This window comes from Streptomyces sp. NPDC052040 (genome assembly GCF_044548405.1).
Classification (GTDB): Bacteria; Actinomycetota; Actinomycetes; order Streptomycetales; family Streptomycetaceae; genus Streptomyces.
Map to the genome: position 1 here is coordinate 519,892 of NZ_JBIUBV010000003.1, position 19,117 is coordinate 539,008.

At 71.8% G+C, this 19,117-nt stretch carries 17 protein-coding genes; 6 read left to right on the plus strand and 11 right to left on the minus strand.

Annotated features, from left to right (window positions below; genetic code table 11):
* Positions 1-211: 211 nt before the first annotated feature.
* Positions 212-1,567 carry a hypothetical protein gene (locus ACIHAA_RS10665; protein WP_399815464.1) on the plus strand — a complete coding sequence of 452 codons (1,356 nt, stop codon included), beginning with the start codon at positions 212-214 and terminating at the stop codon, positions 1,565-1,567.
* A 19-nt stretch (positions 1,568-1,586) separates the two neighbouring features.
* Here the strand turns inward: ACIHAA_RS10665 and ACIHAA_RS10670 are convergent, their stop codons facing one another.
* From ACIHAA_RS10670 to ACIHAA_RS10680, 3 genes are all read right to left on the minus strand, one after another.
* Positions 1,587-2,645 carry a hypothetical protein gene (locus tag ACIHAA_RS10670; protein WP_399815394.1) on the minus strand — a complete coding sequence of 353 codons (1,059 nt, stop codon included), beginning with the start codon at positions 2,643-2,645 and terminating at the stop codon, positions 1,587-1,589.
* An 80-nt stretch (positions 2,646-2,725) separates the two neighbouring features.
* Positions 2,726-3,196, minus strand: a complete 471-nt coding sequence (locus tag ACIHAA_RS10675; protein WP_399815396.1) for a nitroreductase/quinone reductase family protein — start codon at positions 3,194-3,196, stop codon at positions 2,726-2,728.
* Between the two features lie 93 nt (positions 3,197-3,289).
* Positions 3,290-3,727 carry a DUF4253 domain-containing protein gene (locus tag ACIHAA_RS10680; RefSeq protein ID WP_399815398.1) on the minus strand — a complete coding sequence of 146 codons (438 nt, stop codon included), beginning with the start codon at positions 3,725-3,727 and terminating at the stop codon, positions 3,290-3,292.
* Between the two features lie 527 nt (positions 3,728-4,254).
* Here ACIHAA_RS10680 and ACIHAA_RS10685 point away from each other — a divergent pair.
* Positions 4,255-5,376, plus strand: coding sequence for an acyltransferase family protein (locus ACIHAA_RS10685; RefSeq protein ID WP_399815400.1), 1,122 nt, complete (start codon positions 4,255-4,257; stop codon positions 5,374-5,376).
* Between the two features lie 3 nt (positions 5,377-5,379).
* On the opposite strand, the gene ACIHAA_RS10690 is transcribed toward ACIHAA_RS10685, so the two are convergent.
* The 3 genes from ACIHAA_RS10690 to ACIHAA_RS10700 are packed head-to-tail and all read right to left on the minus strand — an operon-like array spanning position 5,380 to position 7,637.
* Positions 5,380-6,081, minus strand: a complete 702-nt coding sequence (locus tag ACIHAA_RS10690; RefSeq protein WP_399815402.1) for a L,D-transpeptidase — start codon at positions 6,079-6,081, stop codon at positions 5,380-5,382.
* Positions 6,074-6,574, minus strand: coding sequence for a SigE family RNA polymerase sigma factor (locus ACIHAA_RS10695; protein WP_399815466.1), 501 nt, complete (start codon positions 6,572-6,574; stop codon positions 6,074-6,076). Before ACIHAA_RS10695 ends, ACIHAA_RS10690 begins: the two co-directional genes overlap by 8 nt.
* Before the next feature lie 55 nt (positions 6,575-6,629).
* Positions 6,630-7,637 carry a L,D-transpeptidase gene (locus ACIHAA_RS10700; protein ID WP_399815403.1) on the minus strand — a complete coding sequence of 336 codons (1,008 nt, stop codon included), beginning with the start codon at positions 7,635-7,637 and terminating at the stop codon, positions 6,630-6,632.
* Between the two features lie 310 nt (positions 7,638-7,947).
* Here ACIHAA_RS10700 and ACIHAA_RS10705 point away from each other — a divergent pair, with 310 nt between their 5' ends.
* The gene (locus tag ACIHAA_RS10705; protein ID WP_399815405.1) at positions 7,948-8,241 is read left to right on the plus strand and encodes a hypothetical protein; all 294 of its coding nucleotides are present in this window, start codon (positions 7,948-7,950) and stop codon (positions 8,239-8,241) included.
* Between the two features lie 75 nt (positions 8,242-8,316).
* On the opposite strand, the gene ACIHAA_RS10710 is transcribed toward ACIHAA_RS10705, so the two are convergent.
* Positions 8,317-8,541, minus strand: coding sequence for a cold-shock protein (locus tag ACIHAA_RS10710; protein ID WP_399815406.1), 225 nt, complete (start codon positions 8,539-8,541; stop codon positions 8,317-8,319).
* Positions 8,542-8,708: 167 nt separating this feature from the next.
* Between ACIHAA_RS10710 and ACIHAA_RS10715 the strand changes: the two genes are divergently transcribed.
* Positions 8,709-9,116 carry an ArsR/SmtB family transcription factor gene (locus tag ACIHAA_RS10715; protein ID WP_399815408.1) on the plus strand — a complete coding sequence of 136 codons (408 nt, stop codon included), beginning with the start codon at positions 8,709-8,711 and terminating at the stop codon, positions 9,114-9,116.
* A 53-nt stretch (positions 9,117-9,169) separates the two neighbouring features.
* On the opposite strand, the gene ACIHAA_RS10720 is transcribed toward ACIHAA_RS10715, so the two are convergent.
* Positions 9,170-10,564, minus strand: coding sequence for a nitrate/sulfonate/bicarbonate ABC transporter ATP-binding protein (locus ACIHAA_RS10720; protein ID WP_399815410.1), 1,395 nt, complete (start codon positions 10,562-10,564; stop codon positions 9,170-9,172).
* 33 nt (positions 10,565-10,597) lie between these two features.
* Positions 10,598-12,376 carry an ABC transporter permease gene (locus ACIHAA_RS10725; protein ID WP_399815412.1) on the minus strand — a complete coding sequence of 593 codons (1,779 nt, stop codon included), beginning with the start codon at positions 12,374-12,376 and terminating at the stop codon, positions 10,598-10,600.
* Positions 12,377-13,200: 824 nt separating this feature from the next.
* Here ACIHAA_RS10725 and ACIHAA_RS10730 point away from each other — a divergent pair.
* On the plus strand, positions 13,201-13,932 hold the full coding sequence (locus tag ACIHAA_RS10730; protein ID WP_399815413.1) for an MgtC/SapB family protein: 732 nt from the start codon (positions 13,201-13,203) through the stop codon (positions 13,930-13,932).
* A 311-nt stretch (positions 13,933-14,243) separates the two neighbouring features.
* Complete coding sequence (locus ACIHAA_RS10735) at positions 14,244-15,992, plus strand: TIGR03767 family metallophosphoesterase (protein ID WP_399815416.1); 1,749 nt, start codon at positions 14,244-14,246, stop codon at positions 15,990-15,992.
* A 130-nt stretch (positions 15,993-16,122) separates the two neighbouring features.
* On the opposite strand, the gene ACIHAA_RS10740 is transcribed toward ACIHAA_RS10735, so the two are convergent.
* Positions 16,123-17,658, minus strand: coding sequence for a trypsin-like serine protease (locus ACIHAA_RS10740; RefSeq protein ID WP_399815417.1), 1,536 nt, complete (start codon positions 17,656-17,658; stop codon positions 16,123-16,125).
* Positions 17,659-17,742: 84 nt separating this feature from the next.
* A complete protein-coding gene (locus ACIHAA_RS10745; RefSeq protein ID WP_399815468.1) occupies positions 17,743-18,189 on the minus strand; it encodes a hypothetical protein in 447 nt (148 codons plus the stop codon).
* Positions 18,190-19,117: the final 928 nt, after the last annotated feature.

Consider the following 19,117-nt stretch of genomic DNA (forward strand, 5'->3'; position numbering starts at 1 on the left):
CGGTGCCACGGCTCCCGCGGACCCGGACCGAACCCTGGACGCGGACGGCCCCGGACCCGCTCCCTGCCGGACCGGCGGCGATCCACGGTGGCCGCGTCCTCGGCCGTCCCGCGCCGGACGCGGGCAGAGGGAAGGACGGAACGTGCGGAACGCGCGGAACGCGCAGACGGCGAAGGCCGCGTCGACCGGCCGTGCCGGTCCGGTCGGCCGGATGAGCCCGATCGGCCGGGTGGGTCCGATCGGCCGGGTGGGTCCGATCGGCCGGGTGGGCCGCATCGGGCGCTCTCCGGTCCGGTGGCACCATGCGCTGCTGACCCTGTGGACGGTCGCCTGGTTCATCGTGGCCGAACGCCACGGGGCCGTGTCCTGGCACTATCTGAAGACCGGTGAGGAACTGCTCTTCAGTCAGGTGCCCGGCGGCGGCCTCGCCCTCTACGCCAACCATCCCGAACTCCAGATAGGACCGGTCAGCTTCCTGGCCGCCGGGCTCTTCGCGCCGTTCCCCCCGGCCGTGGGCGAGAACCTGGCCGAGGCGCTCATGTCGGGGCTCGGCCTGTATCTGCTGGTCCTGATCGGCCGGGCCGCCGCCGACCACAACCTGGGCACGGGGCTGAACCACCGGCGCCTCCAGCAGCGGGTCCTGGTGGCCGGGGCCGCCTTCATCCCCATGTGGGTGGAGGTCTCGGTGCGGTTCGCGCACCTCGACGACGTACTGGCGCTGGTCTTCACCACGTTCGCGGTACGGGCGCTGGTGCGGGGCAACGCCGTGGCCGTCGGGGTCTTCCTGGCGCTCGCCATGGACTCCAAGCCCTGGGCGGTGGGCTTTCTGCCGCTGCTGCTGGTCCTGCCCCGCCCCGCCCGGCTGCGCTCCGCCGCCTGGGCCGCCGGGCTGGTGGCCGCCGCCTGGCTGCCCTTCTACCTCAGCCATATGGAGACCCTGGCCGCCGCCCGGTTCACCATCCCCAACCAGTCGGCCTCGTCACTGCGCTGGTTCGGCGTGGACGACCCGGCCACCCCCTGGTGGGACCGGCCCGCGCAGATGGTGCTCGGCCTCGGCCTCGGCTCGCTCGCGGTGCTGCGGAACCGCTGGGCGGCCGTGGTGCTGCTCGCCGCCGACGCGCGGATCGTGCTGGACCCGAGCGTGTACACGTACTACAACGCCTCGGTCCTGCTCGGCACGCTGATCTGGGACTCGATCGGGCAGCGGCGGCTGGTGCCCTGGGTGAGTTGGATCGCGCTGATCTCCCTGTACGGCAGCGCGCTGCTGGTTCCGTCCGCCTCCACCCAGGGACTGATCCGGCTGGCCTTCGCGGTCGGCTCCGCCGCCTATGTCCTGTGGTGGCCCCAGCGCACCCCGCGCAGCAGACGCCCGGACCGAGCAGCCCGGGGCCCGTCGTCCCCCGAACCTCCCTACCCCGGCCCCGGCCCCGGCCAGCCCCGGCCCACTCCGGCGGACGGCCGTTCCTGGTCCTCCCCGGCGGACGGCCACCCCCGGCCCGCTCCGGACGACGGCCACCCCTGGCCCGCGCCCACCGACGGGAACCCCCGGTCCACCCTGGCCGCTTGAGCCGCCCCGAGCCCGAGCCCTAGCCCGAGCCCAAGCCCCCGCCTCCACCCCAGCCCCCGCCTCCGCACTCGCCTCCGCCGAGAAGGAAGCGTCCCCCCGCCGCCACCGCCAGCTCCGGTCCGAAGAGCGAACCGGCGGTGTGGGCGCCCGGGCGGCCCTCCCGCCGGGCGAGACGGCACGCGACCTCGGCCGCCACCGCGGCGGTGAACTCCCCGGCCCCGCCCGTGCGAAGCCACCCCTCCCGTACGGTGCCGTCGGCGTCCTGGACCCGGGCCCGCGCCCAGGAGTGCTCCCCGCCCGAGCCGCGCGCGGCGACCCGCAGACCGGCGAGCCGCCGCTCGGCGGCCCGGCGGAGCACCGGACACGACAGCAGCACCGCCGCCGACGGCAGCAGGGCGCGCACCGCCCGTCCGGCGGGCACCATGGCCGACGCGGCGACCACGAAGGGTGCCCCGCCGGCCCGGCGGGCGGCCTCCAGCTCACCGGTCGGGGCGCCCGCGGTCCGTACCGCCGAACCGTCGGGCAGGACAAGGCGCCCGGCGTCGGACCCCAGCCGCGCGCGGACGAGCCGACCGCCCTCGTAGCGGCGGCCGCCCAGCGCCAGCGTGGCGACCACGCTTCCCGCCAGCGCCGCCCCGACCCGCCCGCCCGCTCCGCCGGGATCGGCCCGGTCCCCGCCCCTCGGTACCGCGTCCACCCGTACCCGTCGCGCCGGAAACCGCTCCCCGCACAGCGTCCGTACGACGCTCTCGGTGGCGAGCACCCCGAATCCGGCACCGGTGACCAGGCACCGTCCGGTCGCGACCGCCTCCTCGTGCAGCCCCAACAGGGCGGTGACAGCGGTCAGTTCATTGGCCAGGTCGACGTAGTGGGTGCCGGGCGGGCAGGCCCGGACGACGGGTCCCGCCGTCCGGGTGAAGGGACCGACCGTGTGGACCACGACCGCCGGGGCGTGCCGGGCGAGCAGCTCCGCCGCCGCATCGACCGACCCGGCCGCCATGGTCCGCGTCGTCCCGCCGAGCGTCCCGGCCAGCGCGCGCAGCCGCCCGGGATCGCGTCCTACCAGGACCGGCAGCACCCCGGCATCCGCCGCCAGCCGCGCGGCGATCGCCCGGCCGGTGCGGCCCGTGGCCCCGAGGACCCAGATCGGGGACGCGCTCAGCTCCCGTCCCCGTCGGCCCGGGCCGCCGCCCCGGAGGCCTCCGCGGGCGCCGCGGGCTCCAGCTTCACCATGGGGAACCTGCGGGACGTCTTGGTCTCGTACTCCATGCTGTCGGGCCAGTACGCCGACCAGATCCCGTAGAGGCGCTCCCACTCGGGGGAGGCGGGCCGCACGACGGTCGGTGCCACCCGCAGGGTCCGTACGCCGACCTCGATGGTCACCTCGGTCATGGCGGCGACATTGCTCACCCACGCCGGGTCCTTGTCCGCTCCCCGGGCGGAGCCGCAGACCAGGAAACTGGCGCCGTCGGCCGCGTACACCAGGGGGTTGATCCGCGGCTGGCCGGTGCGGCGCCCTACCGTGTGCAGGAGCAGCAGGTGCTTGCCCTCGAAGAGGCCGCCCACGAGGCCGCCCTGCTCCCGGAACTGACCGATGATCCGCTTGTTGACCTCGTTCACGCCGCTCATGCCCGCCTCGTTCCGCCGAAGACCCGACCGTCCTTTAGCTAACCAGCGCGCCTCCCCGCCGGGCCGAGCCGCGCCGCGGCCATGCGGAGGACATCAGGGTCCGGCACGACGTGTCCGCCCGTCCGGGCCGGGGTGGCGCGCGGGTCGCGGCGCCCCGCGGTCCCAGCGGAAGGACCACTCGTTCTCCCCCACGAGCCGGGCGGCGTAGTGCGGGAAGGCGGAGGGCGGGTCACCGGCGATGTCGTCCGCGGTGGTCAGCAGATGTTCCAGCGCGAGGCGGTCGGCCTGGGACCTCTCCCGCGGCGGTCGCGCGACCGAGACACGCAGTGTGCCGCCGAACGCGGCGACGACCCGGGCGCCGAACCGGTCCTCCCAACTGCGCAGCAGCGCGCACAGCAGGGGCAGCGGCGCCGGGGCGGTCCAGCCGAACACGGCCGGGACGTCGGCGCCGCGCCGGGCCGGGACCAGGGCGAAGCGGCAGTCCTCCAGTCCCCGGGGCATCTCGTCCAGCAGATGCCCGATCAGTTCCACCGCGGCCTCGTCCGGCCCGGGTCGACGTGTCCGACGAGCCCGGCCCGGCCCCGCAGGCGCCCGTGACCCCCTCGGCGACGGGCACCCCCGAGGCGTCCGGCTGACCTGGCCCGTCAACGACTCCAGTGCCACCCACCACGAGGTATGGCGCCGCACCGAGTCGGACGCCCTGCTCCTCAAGACCGCCGACCTGCCCGGCTCTGCATCACCGTCCTGGACCGACACCGCCGCACCGGCCGGGCTGCGCTCCTGCTACCGCACGGTCGCCGTGGACGCCGCCTGACACCGCTCGGGCCTCTCCGAGGACGGGCCGTCCCCGGCACCCGCCCGGCACCCCCCGCCTGACACCCCCTGCGGAACGACGGGGCCGGTCCGGAGAGCATCCTCCGGACCGGCCCCCTTTTCGGTGCGCCGGGACGACAACATGTGCGCACGTGGCTCCCCTGCCCCGTACGCAATTCACGCCATACTGCACCACGCATGGGCCCCTGAGGCCGTCGCCGGTGACGAAGGGGCGAGTGGCGGCTGTGCACGACGCAGAAGGAAAACCGCCGAGCGGTGCGGCCGGAACGGGCCGCCGGGCGGAACTCGACGGAATGCGCGGCCTCGCCATGGCCGGGGTTCTGGGAATCCATGCGAACAACCTGCTCCCGGGCGGCCATCTGGGCGTCTCCCTCTTCTTCGTACTGTCCGGCCACCTCATCACCACGCTGCTCCTGGCGCAGTTCCGCGCCACCGGCCGTGTCGATCTGCGCCGCTTCTCCCTCCTGCGGGCCGCCCGGCTGCTCCCTGCCCTGGCCCTCGTACTGGCCGTCTCCGGCGCCACCCTGGCCGCGTTCGGCGAGCCCTCGCACACCGTCGCCCTGGGGATCGGCGCCTCGGCGCTCTTCGGCGCCAACCTGGTCACGGCATACGCCGACAGCGGGGCCATGCAGCTGTTCACCTGGGCCTGGACCCTCTCCCAGGAGGAGCAGTTCTATCTGCTCTGGCCCGCCCTGCTGGCGGCCGCCCTGCGCCGCCGCCGCGTCACCCTGCTCGCCGCCGCCGCGGTCCTGCTGTCCCTCACCGCCGAAGTCCTGCGCTGCGTACTGCCGTTCGGCACCCCCCAGCAATGGGCCAGGATCTACACCGGTCCTGACACCCGTATGGACGGCCTCCTGATCGGCTGCCTGCTCGCCCTGGCGCTGGCCCGCCGCCCGCTGCCCCCGCGGCCCCGCTGGGCACCTGCCCTGGCGTTCGGCTCCCTGGCGGTGATCACCGCCGGTTACGTCGCGGGCGGCCTGGGGTCCCGCGTCACCTACTCCCTGTGGATCGGCGCCGTTCAACTCGCCGCGGCCGCCCTGATCCTGGCGGTGACGGCCGACCGCACCGGACGCCCGGCCCGCCTCCTCGCCGCCCGCCCCCTCGCCCACGCCGGGCGGATCTCCTACGGCCTCTATCTGTGGAACGTTCCCGTCCATCTGGCGGTGCAGCATGTGCTGCACGGCGCGGTCCCGGTCTGGGTCAACGGCCTGGCCTGGCTGGGCGCAACCCTGTTCCTCGCGGAGACGAGCCACCGCCTGCTGGAACAGCCCGTCCTCACCCGTGTCCGCACCTCCACCCGAGGCCCGGCGCCCCGCCGGGACGTCCTGCTGCCCACGGCGCCCTGACGCTCAGCGAGTGGTGATCGGCCGACGGTCGTTGCAGACGGAGACCGGGTCCGCGCTCGCGCCCTGCCTGCCCCTGATCTCCACCTGTGCACCGAGCCGGATCGTGTCGTAGACCCGTTTCCCGTCCTCGGGGGAGAGCGCGATGGCGCCGGTACCGGCGTCCTCGCCGATGGCGTTGAGACCGGCACTGGGGTCCAACGCCCAGAGCAGCAGCCGCTGGTGGTGACTGCGGTCGGTGAAGGTGACCGCCCATCGCTCGTCGTCCCGGTACTTGGTCAGCCTGTCCGGGGGCGTTGTCAGGAGGGGATGCTTGCCGGTGACCGTGACCACCGTCTCGCCGATCGGGCAGTTGTCCTGCAACCCGCTGATCCGGAACGTCCTGCCCTCGATCGTCAGGGTGTGGGCGTCCAGGTCGACCGTCACCCGCTGGACGGGCGACGGGGACGGCCGGGGTGGCGGCGCCGCGGGGGGTACGGCCCGCCCGGTGGGGGAGTCATGGCCGCCGACCGTGACGGCGGTGACGGCCGCCACCGCCAGCACAGCGGCGGAGAGGGCGGCGCGCCGCCCGCGGCGGCGGCGTACCGCCCGGCTCCGCACCTGGGCCCCCGTCGCCGGGGCCGGTGCCGCGCCGTCCTCGGCCAGGCCGTGGAGCCGGGCGGACAGCTCCCGCTCGGTCAGGGGATGCGGTGACTGCTGGTCAGACACGGGCTTCCTCCGTCGGGATGGTGTCGCCCAGCTGGGCGGCGAGTGCCGTACGGCCGCGTGACAGCCGGGCCTTGACGGTGCCGATGGCCGTCCCGGTCTCCGCGGCTATCTGTTCCACGCTCAGATCGCACAGGTGATGCAGCACGATCGTGGTCCGCTGCGCCTCGGGCAGCCGCCGCAGTGCGGTGACCAACGCCACGTGGTCGGTGCTCGGTTCGGGCGCCGGGCGCGGCGCGGGCTCCCCCCGGACCAGTTCCCACCAGCGGCGCGCCCGCCGCCAGTGGCTCATCGCCAGACGATGAGCCACCGTGCGGATCCACGACTCCGGATCACGATCGCCGTTGAGGACCGACGAACGCCGGTCCCAGGCACGGACGAACGCCTCCTGGACCACGTCCTGCGCCTCGGCGTGGTCGCCCGTCAGCGCGAAGAGCTGACCGACCAGGCGTGGATAGGCAGTTGTGTAGAAGAGGTCGAACTCGTCCTCGGTCACCGTCACTTGCTCTCTCGGTACGGCGCGACCGCGCGGCTGTGCCGGTGCGACGGGGTCATGCGGTGGTGGCGGCGCCGGCCTCACTGTGGTCGAGCCACTGCTGCCATGTCAGGTTCCAGTCACCGTAGCCGTTTCCGGTGGCCACCTTCGCCTTGTTCGCCCCGGTGACCTCGATGACGTCGCCCACCATCACCTTGTTGTAGAAGTTCTCGGCGGTGCCGTCGTCGGCGAGGCCGACACAGCCATGGGTGATGTTGCTGTGCCCGGCCGCCACGTTCGCCCGCTTGTTCTGGTGCACATACGTCCCCGACGTCGTCAGGTGCACGGCCCAGAAGTAGTAGTCGTGGTACGTGTCGTTCGGGCCCATGCCGACGGTGCGGGAATCCATGTACACGCGCCGCTGCTTGTCCATGACGACCATCGTCCCGTTCCAGGTGTCCCGCCCCGGCTTGCCCGCGGTGATCGGTATGTGCCGCGTGGTGCCGCCGGTGCTGACGGTCATCTCGTGCGTGCTCGCGTCGACCGTGGCGATCAGCGACCTGCCGATGGTGAAGCGGCGGTCGCCGTGCGAGCCGAGGCCGAGGGTTATCTCGGTGCCGGGCTGCCAATAGGTGCTGCGGGGGCGGAAGTCGACCCGCTGGCCCTCCAGGAGGTTCTGGTCCTTCACCCAGCTCCACGCGCCGGTCGTGCCCGTCGAGGTGCGCACCCGCAGCCAGCTCTCCACGGCCTTGCGGTCGGCGGCGGCCACCGGCTTCGGGAAGGTGACGGATATCGGCATCCCCACCCCGACCCGCTGCCCGTCGGAGACGTTCACCCGCGCCTGCGCGAGGACGGCGGGCTCCGGCATGGCCGGTGCCGGGCTCGCCTTGCCCGTGCCGTCGTTGGCCCCGCCGGCGGCCTTCGCGGCCGCGGTGGAGGCCGGGGCGTCCGACGGGTCCGCGTAGGTCCGGACGCCGGTACCCGCGTCCGTCGAGCAGCCGACCACCGAGAGCAGCGCGATACAGGCCGCGGCGGCGGCTCCGAGGCGCCCGGCGGTCCGAACGGGCGAACGGTCGTTGTGCATGGGGTCCCCCAGTGAAGTGCGGTATCGCCCCGTATACGCACGGCCCCGGCGTCAGGTTGCATCCGGACCGGAACTTTTCTCCGGCCGTGTCGCGGCTCCGTCGGTCGCGTGCGCGTGTACGCGCGTACCCGCGCCGCTGCGCGCCCGCGCGAGACGCCGCCGTGCCTCGCCCCGGTTCCTGACTCGCCCCAGACCATCACAAAAGGTGTCTTTGGGGAGAATTGCCAACCGAACTGGACATGTTGGCTGTAGACATTGATGTGTCCGACCAGGCAGGCGCCTCCGGCACCTGCCACGAAAGGAGCACAACATGCAGGTTTCTCGTCCTGTCGCTGCGCTGGGTGTCGCGGCCGCCCTCCTGATGGGCGGCGCCACGGCCGCCAGTGCCGCAACCGCCGCGCCCTCGGCCGTCTCCCACGTCACCCAGGACCGTGGCTACGACCACGGGTTCGGCCACGGCTACGACCACGGCTACGACCACGGCCGCTACGGGTCCGGCTACCGCGGCGGCTGGGGCCACCACCGCTATGAGAACCACGGCTGGGGCCACCGCGGTTGGGGCAACTGGAACCACTGGGGCCACGGCCACTACGGCCGCCGCTGACCCTCTCCTTGGGGTGCCCTCCCTCGTCCGGGGGGAGGGCACCCCGCCCGGGCCCTCGGGTCCTGTGTCCCGGCGTCAGTCGGAGCGGGGCACGATGGCCACCGCCCGGTAGTCGTATCCGTCCTGCTGGAAGCCGGGGGCTTCCCAGCTGAGGTCGACCCGCTGCCCCGGCGTCAGCACCCGGTAGCCGTTCGCCCGGATGTCGGAGAAGTGGCCGAAGCAGCCACCGGGAGTCTCGGGGGAGTCGAACACACCCCACCCCTCGTCGTCGTACCACTCGCGAACCGTCGCCATGACCATGCGCGGAACCTTAGGGGCACCGCCCACGCGAGCACACCTGGTACGGCGACACCGGCGTGTCCCGGGCGGCCCGCCCCGGCCGGGGCGCGCCGGGCCGCGGAGCCGTGACCGCCCCGGCCGACCGGTGAGCAGGGCAAAGCGGGGCCGTCCGCCGTTACCATAGTTGCATGGATGTGCAAGGACAGGCGTGGGACGCGGAGTCCGCGGAGCGGGTGGTGGCGGTGCTCAAGGCCGTGGCCGACCCCTCCCGCTACCGGCTGCTGTGGGCGCTGAGCGGCCGTGAACTGCCGGTCAGCGAGCTGGCCGGGATCCTGGGCGCCCATGTGGCCGCCACCTCCCAGCACCTGGCCAAGCTGCGCGCCGCCGGGCTGGTGACCACCCGGCGTGAGGGCACCCGGATCTACTACCGGGCGGCCCGGGTGCGCGGACTGCTGGAGGAGGCCCAGCTGGCGGCCGACTCCGGCGAAGCCTCCGGACCCGGTGGGGACACGGAGCACGAGGCCTCCGCGACGGCCGCGCAGGAGCAGCCCGCCCGGGCGCGCGGCACGCTCGGGGCGCGCCCGGCACTGGGCTGACACCGCGCCCCGCCTCCGGTGACCCTGCTTCCCTGCGGCGGCCGCGGTCCCCTCTACTCAGGGGAGTTACCGGTCCAGTCACCGGGGGCCGCGTACTCCTCGCCCCGCTCGTCGAGCCGGTACTCCTGCGGTTCGGCGTCGTACGAGTACAGCTCGGCGTAGCGCCCCCAGTCGGTGGCCGTCTCCAGCTGGGCCGAGATCTGCTCGCTGGTGAAGTGGTGGGCGAGCAGGTCACGGAAGAATCCGGCGCGCAGGCTGCGGCGCGGGTTCTGGTGCAGGCTGCGCGTGATCAGCTGCACCAGCGGGGCATGGCTGAGGACCGCCTCGGCGAAGATCCTCTTCGACTCCTGGACGTCGGCGCCCGCGAAACGGGTGCCGGTGGCCGTCAGCAGCAGGTCGTCACCGGTGAGCGTGGTGAAGCCGAGCAGATCCAGCGCGTCGACCTGCGGCAGCACGTCGTCGACCGCCAGACCGAGATCGTCGGCCAGATCGGCCAGGTCGCAGCGTCCTCCCCGGTGCAGGACCATCTCCGCCAGACCGGACAGGCCGTCGACACCGGCCCGGGGCAGCGGGGTGGTGGCGGGGGTGCGCTTGTCCAGCTCCACGGCCTCGGTGCGGCCCGGGGTGCGGCCCTCCTTCTGGCGGCCGGTCATGGTGCGGTAGACCCGGTCGATGAGGTCCTCGAAGGCGGCCGAGGTGCGGTCGCGGGGCCGGTCGAGACCGACCTCGAAGACCTCGCGGATGGTGCCGTAGGGGCGGGAGCCGAGGACCACGATGCGGTCGGCCATCAGCACCGCCTCTTCGATGTTGTGGGTGACCAGCACGATGGCGCGGGTGGGGAACTGGCCCGACTCCCACAGCTCCATCAGCTCACCGCGCAGGTTCTCCGCGGTCAGTACGTCGAGGGCGGAGAACGGCTCGTCCATCATCAGCACGTCCGGTTCCACGACGAGCGCCCGGGCGAAGCCGACGCGCTGGCGCATGCCGCCGGACAGCTCCTTGGGGTAGGCGGACTCGAAGCCGTTCAGGCCGATCAGGTCGATCGCCTGCCGGGCGGCGTCCGCGCGTTCCGCTGCGCCGATGCCCTTGGCCTCCAGGCCGAGTTCGACGTTCTGCCGCACGGTCAGCCAGGGCAGCAGGGCGAAGGTCTGGAAGACCATGGCCGTGCCGGGGTTGGCGCCGGTGAGCGGGGTGCCCTTGTAGGCGACGGTGCCGGAGCTGGCGGGCACGAGACCGGCCAGGCAGCGCAGCAGGGTGGACTTGCCGGACCCCGACTTGCCGAGCAGGGCGACGATTTCGCCCGCGTGGACCTGGAGGTCGATGCCGGACAGGACGGGCAGTTCGCCGTCGGCGCCCGCGTAGGACTTGGTCAGGCCCGCGGCCTGAAGCAGCAGTTCGCCGTCGGCGGGACGGGTGCCCTTGGTCGGGATGAGGGTGTTCATTGCCATAACGCGTCCTGAAGTTTCTGGAGGTGCGGAAGGTCAGAGGGAGTAGCGGGACTCGGCCAGCCGGTACAGGCGGCGCCAGAACAGGCGGTTGAGGGAGACGACGTACAGGCTCATCACCGCCACTCCCGCGAGCAGCCTGGGGTAGTTCCCGGCCTCGGTGGCCTCGGCGATGTAGGCGCCGAGGCCGGTCGCGGCGAGTGTGGTGCCGCCGAAGCCGACGACCTCGGAGACGATGGAGGCGTTCCAGGCGCCGCCGGAGGCGGTGATCCCGCCGGTGACGTACGACGGGAAGATCCCGGGGATGATCAGCCGCTTCCACCGCTGTCGGCCGGTGACGCCCAGGTCGTCCATGGCCTCGCGCAGATCGGTCGGGATGGCCATGGCACCGGCGATGGTGTTGAAGAGGATGTACCACTGGGCGCCGAGCGCCATCAGGAACACACCGCCGACATCGATCGTCAGACCGGTCCTGATGAAGAACCACACCGCCAGCGGGAAGAGGAAGTTGGCGGGGAAGGACGCCAGGACCTGGACCACGGGCTGGGCGATCCGGGTCAGCCGCGGCGAGAAGCCGATCTTCACACCGATCGGCACCCAGATCAGGGTCGCCGCCACGACCAGTACGACGACACGGGCGAGGGTGGCCAGCCCCAGGAGCAGCGGTTCGCCGAAGACGCCGAGGCCGGTGCGGTCGTAGAGGTAGCGGCCGAGGCTGATCAGGCCCCACAGGGTCAGGCCCCCGGCGACCACGGCGAAGGCGATGTCCCCGGTGCGCTGTCGCCCGCGGTCGACAGCGAGCGGGCGGTCGTCGACGCCGAAGACCCTGCCCGCCCTGTTCAGGGCCAGCCCGGCGGGGCGCAGGGCCCGGCCGAGCAGCTGCGGCCAGTGCGAGCGGCGCAGAAGGTCCAGGACGACGGACTTCTGGATCTCGCCCGCCTCGGACTGCTCGTTCTTGAAGCGCTCGGCCCAGGCGGTCAGGGGCCGCCAGAACAGGAAGTTCACCCCGGTCACCATGACCGCCATGGTGAGGATGGCCCAGCCGACCTTGCCGAGGTCCCCGGCGGCGATCGCGGCCCCGGCGTAGGAGCCGACGCCGGGCAGGGCGTAGTCGGTGCCGCCGAGGGTGACGGCCTCGGAGGCGACGAGGAAGAACCAGCCGCCGCCGAAGCTCATCATGCCGTTCCAGACCAGGCCGATCATCCCGGAGGGAACTTCCACCTTCCAGAACCGCATCCAGCGGGTGAAGCCGAACGACCGTGACAGTTCGTCGAGTTCGCGGGGCAGGGAGGTGAGGGCGTAGTAGAAGCTGAACGTCATGTTCCACGCCTGCGAGGTGAAGATCGCGAAGATCGACGCGCACTCCAGGCCCAGCATCGAGCCGGGGAACAGGGCGACGAACCCGGTCACGGCCACCGTGAGGAAGGCGAGGACGGGGACGGACTGGAGGATGTCCAGCGCCGGGATCAGGATGCGCTCCAGGCGGCGGGACTTGGCGGCGGCGTAGGCGTAGACGAAGGTGAAGCAGGTGGACAGGGCCAGCGCGACGAACATGCGCAGCAGCGAGCGGGCGGCGTCGTAGGGCAGTCGGCCGACGTCGGTGTCCACATGGGCGGAGCGGCTGGTGGTGAAGGAGACCGTGGTCCCCTTCCCGACCCGCAGGGTGACGTAGAAGAGCACCAGTACGGCCGCGGCGACCACGATGTCCACCCAGGTCACCCGGGACAGACGGCCCGCGAAACGGGCGGAGAGGGACGACCGCGCGGCGGGCGGGGGAGCGGGGGTGGGCGTGGGTGTGCCCGTCCGGAACGACATCACAGGAACCTCCGACCACACTCTGGCCGTGCGGCGGCCCGGGCGGCGTGACCACACGTCGAACGCGTGTCGTACGTCGCGGCCGGGTCGGCCGGGCGGGGCGAGAGGGCGGTGAGAAAGCAGATGGTGAGAACGGATGGCTGCTGCGGGCCGGGCACCATGGAGGCGCGCCCGCAGGCTTCCGCCGCGGCACGGCCGGGCCGCCGGGAAAGGGGCGGGCGGGGCCGTCGGTCGCACGGAAGCGGTCAGAGACTGCCGTCGAGGCAGCCGGGACTCGGTGGGTCGATGTCCACGGGTGCCTCCGTTCGGTCGTTTCGGTCCGGTCGTTTCGGCCCGGTCGTGTCGGGCCGGTCGTTTCGGTCCGGTCGTTTCGGCCCGGTCGTGTCGGGCCGGTCGTTTCGGTCCGGTCGTGAAATGTCGGGCACCCGTCTGCCTGTGGCGGCATGGCGGGGACCGTCACGTAGTCTGCCCCTTGTTGCGTCAGTACGCAAATAGCCAAAAGGTAAGAGACCGCACTCGAGGTTAGTTGCACATCTGTGCAACTATGTCGGAGTCGAGACGACGCACGTCAAGCCGAGGAAGCACCGACCGGAAGCGTCGACCGGAAGCACCGGCCGGAAGTACTGGCCGAAAGCACGGACCGAGGAGGTGAGCGACATGGACGGCGACAGCAGTAGTGGCAGCCCGGGCCCCGACGGGCCCCGCAGTCCCGTGTCCCCCCACCCCTCGGGCATCCGGTAGCCGGAAGCCGCGGTCGTCCGCACCGCCGCCGCACCGCCGTGCCCCCGACCTGTCCCGCCGCGGCGGGACCAGGGGAGTTTCCCATGGCCAACCTGACCACCTTCGACTTTGCCCTCCGGCTCGCGGTGGGCGTCGGCTGCGGCGCCCTGATAGGCGTCGAGCGCCAGTGGCGCGCCCGCATGGCCGGACTGCGCACCAACGCCCTCGTGGCCGTCGGCGCCACCCTCTTCGTCCTCTACAGCGACGTGGTCGGCGACCCCGGCAGCCCCACCCGCGTCGCCTCCTACGTCGTCTCCGGCATCGGCTTCCTCGGCGGCGGGGTCATCCTGCGCCAGGGCGGCGGCGTGAGCGGCCTCAACACCGCGGCCACCCTGTGGTGTTCGGCGGCCGTCGGCGTACTGGCCGCCTCGGGACGGCTGGAACTGTGCGCGCTCGGCACGGCCGTCGTCCTCGCCGTCCACCTGCTGCTGCGCCCGGCGGGGCGGCTGATCGACCGCGTCCCCCAGCGCGACCCCGACAGCGAGGGCGTACGCGCCACCGTCCATCTGGTCTGCGACCGGCGCGACGAGGCCCATCTGCGCGCACTGCTGCTCCAGGCCCTCTCCAACGACGGGCTCGCACCCACCGGGCTGCGGGTACGGCGCGACGGCGAGGACGCGACCTTCCTGCGGGCGGCGGTCCTCCTCGACGGCGACCCGGCCCGAAGCCTCGAACAGCTCATCGCCCGGCTGTCCCTGGAACCGGGCGTCCGCGACCTGCACTGGCACCTGGACGACACGACCCTGGACCCGGAGCGGGAGGAGGCGACGGTGTGAGAGCGGCGACGCGCACCGGACGAGCCCGCCCCGTCGGCCACGGCCCGAGCCCGCTGTCCCGCTGTCCCGCCGCCCCGAGCCCCCTACCCCGCCGTATGAACACGGAGTGACCGCTTCCCGGCCGTCCGTGGAGCGGTTGTGGACGCCCAGGGTGGTCCAAGATCCACGTACGGTGATCGGCGCCGTGCGTTGCGGTCGCGTTCGCGCGCAGGTCACCGCCGGTGCCAAGGATCCGTAGGCAGCGGGAAGTTCGGGACAGCGAGGCCCGCGATCACTGCTCGCTGACGCGCTCGCATCGGGGAGACTGCCGCATGCCGCACACACGCTCTGTCACCACGACGACCGCTCTGCATCGTCGCACCCTGCTCGCCGCCGGGGCGGCATCCCTCACCGCGGGCGTCGGACTCGCCCTGCGGCCCGAGGTGAGCCGGGCCGCGGGCAACCCGGCCCAGGGGGAGGCGCCCGCCGCCCACTCCCGGCCGGTACCGGCCGCGCCCCTGGCCCCGTACACCAAGGGCACCACGCTCGCCACGGTCGCGGCCGCCCGCACCAGCTCCGGCTACCGCCGCCTCGGCGACGGCCCCGGCTGGAGCCGGGTGGTGCGCGGCGAGCTGGCCGCGCCCAAGGCGGGGCGCACCGGGCGCCGCACCGCGCTCGCCGCGTTCGTGCAGCTCACCGACCTCCATGTGATGGACAGCCAGCACCCGCTGCGCACGGAGTTCATCCAGTCCGCCTCGCCGCACTCCTGGCGCCCGCAGGAGGCGCTCACCGTGCAGGGCGCGATCTCCCTGGTCGAGCGGATCAACGCGCTGCGCGGCGCGCCGGTCACCGGCAGCCCCCTGGAGTTCGCCATCACCACCGGTGACAACACCGACAACAACTCCCGTAACGAGCTGGACTGGTACCTGAAGGTGCTCAGCGGTGGCCGCATCACCCCCGACTCGGGCGACCCGCGCCACTACGAGGGCGCCATGAGCAGCGGGGTGAACCTGTACTGGCAGCCCGACTCCACCGTCCGCGACCAGTACAAGCAGCGCGGCTTCCCCCACCTGGAGAGCTTCCTGAAGGCCGCGACCCGCGAGGTGCGCAGCCCCGGCCTGAACCTCCCCTGGTACTCAACCGTCGGCAACCACGACTCCATCCTGGTCGGCTGCTTCGGACACGGTGACTCCTACCTCACCGACTTCGCCACCGGCGACCGCAAGCTGTTCAGCGTGACCGCCGCCGAGGCCCGCAAGCTCCAGCAGAGCATCAACGACGGTTCCGACCCCAAGGGCCTCGGCCTGCGCGACCTGCTGAAGTCCCACACCCGTGCGATGCGCCGGGTCACCCCGGACGAGCGGCGCGCCCTGTTCACCCCCGCCGAGTACGTCAAGGCCCACCTCGATCCGGCGTACACCGGCCCCGGCCCGGTCGGGCACGGCTATACGCAGGCCAACCTCGCGGAGGGCACCCAGTACTACTCCTTCCGCGTCTCCGACCATGTCGTCGGCATCAGCCTCGACACCACCGACGCGCAGGGCAACTTCAGCGGCTCGGTCGGCGCGGCCCAGCTGGCCTGGCTGGAGCGCACCCTGAACGCGCACAAGGACGAGTACGCCATCGTCTTCAGCCACTACACCAGCACGTCGATGCCCGTCCCGCGCCCCGACCCGTCCCGCCCGAACGAGAAGCGCTCGGGCGGCGCCGAGCTGCTCGCCCTGCTCGGCCGGCACCGCAATGTCGTCGCCTGGGTCAACGGCCATGTGCACCGCAACACCATCACCCCGCACACCGGCAGCGGCGGCCACTCCTTCTGGGAGATCTCCACCGCCTCCCACGTCGACTTCCCCCAACTGGCCCGCGTCATCGAGCTGGTGGACAACAAGGACGGCACGCTCTCCCTGCACACCACCCTGGTCGAGTCCGCCGCCCCGCACCGCACGGACTTCACCGACCTCTCCCAGACCGGCCTGGCCGCCCTCTACCGCGAACTCTCCTTCAACGCCCACGACGGCTCCCTCACCCTCCAGGGCACCCCGGGAGACCGCAACACGGAACTGCTGCTGAAGAAGAGCTGAGCCCTGCCTCCCCCCTGCCTACTCGGGAACGCACTCGCCGTGACCGGCTGCGCGCCGGTGCGCGTCAAGGCCGGGTGCCGGCGACGGATCGGGATGTCGCCGGCACACACGATTCCTGGACCGGGTTGGTTCAGGAGAGCTGGAGGAAGGTCTTCCAGGAGGCGCCGCCGGGCAGCGCAGCCCCGGCGTTGCCGAGTTGACCGTTGCCCTGGCCCTTGTACTTGTGCATGGTGCCGTCGCCCCAGATCGCAAGGACATCGGCGATGCCGTCGCCGTCGACGTCGGTGCCGGCCATGAGCTTGATCTTGTCCCAGGTGTCTCCGCCGGCCGTGACCGTCTTGCCGGCGGCGAGCTGTCCGTCGCCCTGACCCTTGTAGAAGTGCAGGGTGCCGTCGTTCCACACGGCCAGGGCGTCGGCGATGCCGTCGTGGTCGAAGTCTCCGGCGACCAGCTGCGGCGCGGTGGACCAGGTGTTGCCGCCCGTGGTGACGGTGATGCCCCCGCCGAGCTGTCCATTGCCGAGGCCCGGGTACAGGTGCATGGTGCCGTCGTACCAGATGGTCAGGATGTCGGCGTTGCCGTCACCGTTGAAGTCGCCCGCGGTGAGCTGCTTCAGCGTCTTCCAGGTGTTGCCGCCCGTCGTGACCGGCGTCTGCGCCTTGACGGTGCCGTCACCATTGCCCTGGTAGAGGTGCATGGTCCCGTCGTTCCACACGGCCATCACATCGGCGTCGCCGTCGTTGGTGAAGTCGCCCTTGGCCAGGTGCAGCGTGGTCTTCCAGCTCGTGCCGCCGACGAGCTGGGTGTTCGTGCCGGACAGGCCCTTGTCCTTGTCGCCCGGGTAGATGTGCGCACTGCCGTCGCCCCAGATGCCGACGAGGTCGCCGATGCCGTCGCCGGTGTAGTCGTCCTGGACGCGGAAGGCTGTCTGGGCGACCCAGGAGGCGATGTCGTCGACGCGCGTGTCGACCGCGCCGGTGCGCGTCTCGGCCGAGTCGACGCCCAGGCATCCCCCCTGCCAGGAGGCGGAGTTGACGGCAACGAGCTCGGGGGTGCCGTTGACGGTGCGCAGGGCCGGCCCTCCGGCGTCGCCCTGGCAGACGGTCGCGGAGTCGGAGCCGTCCAGGTTGACCGTGCTGGTGGCGCTGGACCGGACGGTGAAGGTGCCGGTGTGAAGCTTGTTGGGCACCCATTCGGTCTTGGTGCGCCCGAATCCGGCGACGGTGAGCTGCTCGTTGTCCGCGGCTGCCGTGGTGGCGAGGCGGACCGGGGTGATGTTCGGGTCGGTGATCTTCTTGGCGAGCTTGACCATGACCAGGTCGCGGTCGGTGCGCGGGACGAGTTCGACGGCTTCGAGGACGCTTCCGTCGGTCTTGGTGAGGTCGGTTCGGCCGACGGTGACGGTGGTGGTCACGGTGGGCTTGCCGGCGGCGGGTTTGGCGTCGGACGAGAAACAGGAGGCTGCGGTGAGCACCCACTGCGGATCCACCAGGGCGCCGGTGCAGGCGGTCTGATTGCCTACGTTGATCTTCGCGACGAAAGAGAGCGGAGCATCGGAGGCGTCGGCGCCGTTGAGGGCGACGGCCGGTATGACGGGGAGTCCGGCTGCACAGCAGGCCGCGATGGAGCCGGCCAGCAGCAGAGAGCGGTGGAGAGCGCGAGGCATGGGAATTCCTTGAACTTTCTTCCTAAGAGGTGGTCAGGGATCGGTGAGGAGTGTTGTCCGCACGGGGATTCCGCTGCGAGGGTCCTACCGACTGGTTCTGATCTCCACGAGCAGGAAATCGCGGCCGTGGGCGTCGGCGCTTTCCCCGACCGAGGTCCACGCGTTCTTGTCGATGTCGAAGGACTTCTTGTCGGTTCCGGCGGTCATATCGACCTGGGTGGAGTAGTCGTTGCCCCGGATGCCGTAGACGGATGGGATCTCCAGGGTCAGCCAGCCGGAGTTCCCGGTGACCTGGAAGCAGATCGTGCCTTTGTTCCGCCCCTGGACTTCCAGCTGCCCGGTCCCGCTCACACAGTCGGCGAGCGTGATATGGCCGTCGCCGCGCTTGAGGACGATGTTCTTCTCCGCGAGGATCTTGTCGGCGTGCGGATACGCGAAGGTCTCCACGGCGAATCCAGGGGCCGCATCGGCGGCGTTCGCTGCCGGGGTGCCGCTCGCCTCGGTATGTGCTCCTGTCGCACCACCCGTCATCCCGACCCAGGCCAAAGCTCCCGCGACCCCGGCGGCCCCCAGCGTGCGCGCCACGACACGTTTCCGCGCGGAGCCGGCTTCCCTGCGTATCTTCATTTCAGTCCCCATGGGTAATTCTGGTCGACCACTCGAAAGGCGCTCAGAAGAGACGTGAAGGGCCGTCTTTGCGGTCGCCCAAGTAAATACAAATGCCACACCCTCCCGAAGATGCGATGAGCAAAGAGAAAGCATCCTGCGGAGGGTGGCCCTGTGATGGTCATGTTCACGTCTTCACAAATCTAGGATCAATGTTTGCTCTCTGTCCACCGTTTAAAGCATGGCCAACTGGTACATATCGTCACCTTCGGTTGTGCCCTAAGTCACGATTTAAAGAGGTTCCCTCATGTTTGTGAAGATTTTGCGAATGTAAAATAACGGTTAGATGAAGCAGTTAATGATGGGGCGGTTCGCCCATCTCGACGGCTTTAGGCTGCTGTTGACCTTGCCGTCCCGGAAATGGGACGGCGTCTTCTCGGGGGGATTCCTTATGGCGCCCTGGCTTCGTCTTTTACCAAGGGGGCCGAGGTGTCGCATGCGTGTCCGCACCGTCGTATCGCGAATGGGAAAGGTGCACGCTTTGCCAACGTCACTGTGGAGTAGGCGCCGGATACTCAACTACTCACGGCTCTCGCCGGGGCGGCTGCCGTACCCGCCCTGCCTCCGTCCTCACCCTGGCCGCCACACCCGCCCGCGCTGCCGACACCGGCACCGGCGACACGGGCCCAGCTCTGCCCGACACCGACCGGGGCAAGGCGGTTTGGGCTTACAGGGTCGGGGGGGGGGGGGGGGCCCCCCCGCGCCCCCCCCCCCCCCCCCCCCCGCCGGGCGGGCGGGGGCCCCCCCCCCCCCCAACCCCACCCCCCCCCCCCCCAGGAGCAAGCAAGCCCCG

What these genes read in the sequence shown, in the direction of transcription:
- ACIHAA_RS10675 (WP_399815396.1), bottom strand. Translation starts at nt 3,196, where the DNA reads ATGAGCGGCGTGAACGAGGTCAACAAGCGGATCATCGGTCAGTTCCGG.
- ACIHAA_RS10720 (WP_399815410.1), bottom strand. Translation starts at nt 10,564, where the DNA reads ATGGCAATGAACACCCTCATCCCGACCAAGGGCACCCGTCCCGCCGAC.
- ACIHAA_RS10730 (WP_399815413.1), top strand. Translation starts at nt 13,201, where the DNA reads ATGGCCAACCTGACCACCTTCGACTTTGCCCTCCGGCTCGCGGTGGGC.
- ACIHAA_RS10745 (WP_399815468.1), bottom strand. Translation starts at nt 18,189, where the DNA reads ATGACGGGTGGTGCGACAGGAGCACATACCGAGGCGAGCGGCACCCCG.
- ACIHAA_RS10735 (WP_399815416.1), top strand. Translation starts at nt 14,244, where the DNA reads ATGCCGCACACACGCTCTGTCACCACGACGACCGCTCTGCATCGTCGC.
- ACIHAA_RS10665 (WP_399815464.1), top strand. Translation starts at nt 212, where the DNA reads ATGAGCCCGATCGGCCGGGTGGGTCCGATCGGCCGGGTGGGTCCGATC.
- ACIHAA_RS10700 (WP_399815403.1), bottom strand. Translation starts at nt 7,637, where the DNA reads ATGCACAACGACCGTTCGCCCGTTCGGACCGCCGGGCGCCTCGGAGCC.
- ACIHAA_RS10740 (WP_399815417.1), bottom strand. Translation starts at nt 17,658, where the DNA reads ATGCCTCGCGCTCTCCACCGCTCTCTGCTGCTGGCCGGCTCCATCGCG.
- ACIHAA_RS10725 (WP_399815412.1), bottom strand. Translation starts at nt 12,376, where the DNA reads ATGTCGTTCCGGACGGGCACACCCACGCCCACCCCCGCTCCCCCGCCC.
- ACIHAA_RS10710 (WP_399815406.1), bottom strand. Translation starts at nt 8,541, where the DNA reads ATGGTCATGGCGACGGTTCGCGAGTGGTACGACGACGAGGGGTGGGGT.
- ACIHAA_RS10715 (WP_399815408.1), top strand. Translation starts at nt 8,709, where the DNA reads ATGGATGTGCAAGGACAGGCGTGGGACGCGGAGTCCGCGGAGCGGGTG.
- ACIHAA_RS10705 (WP_399815405.1), top strand. Translation starts at nt 7,948, where the DNA reads ATGCAGGTTTCTCGTCCTGTCGCTGCGCTGGGTGTCGCGGCCGCCCTC.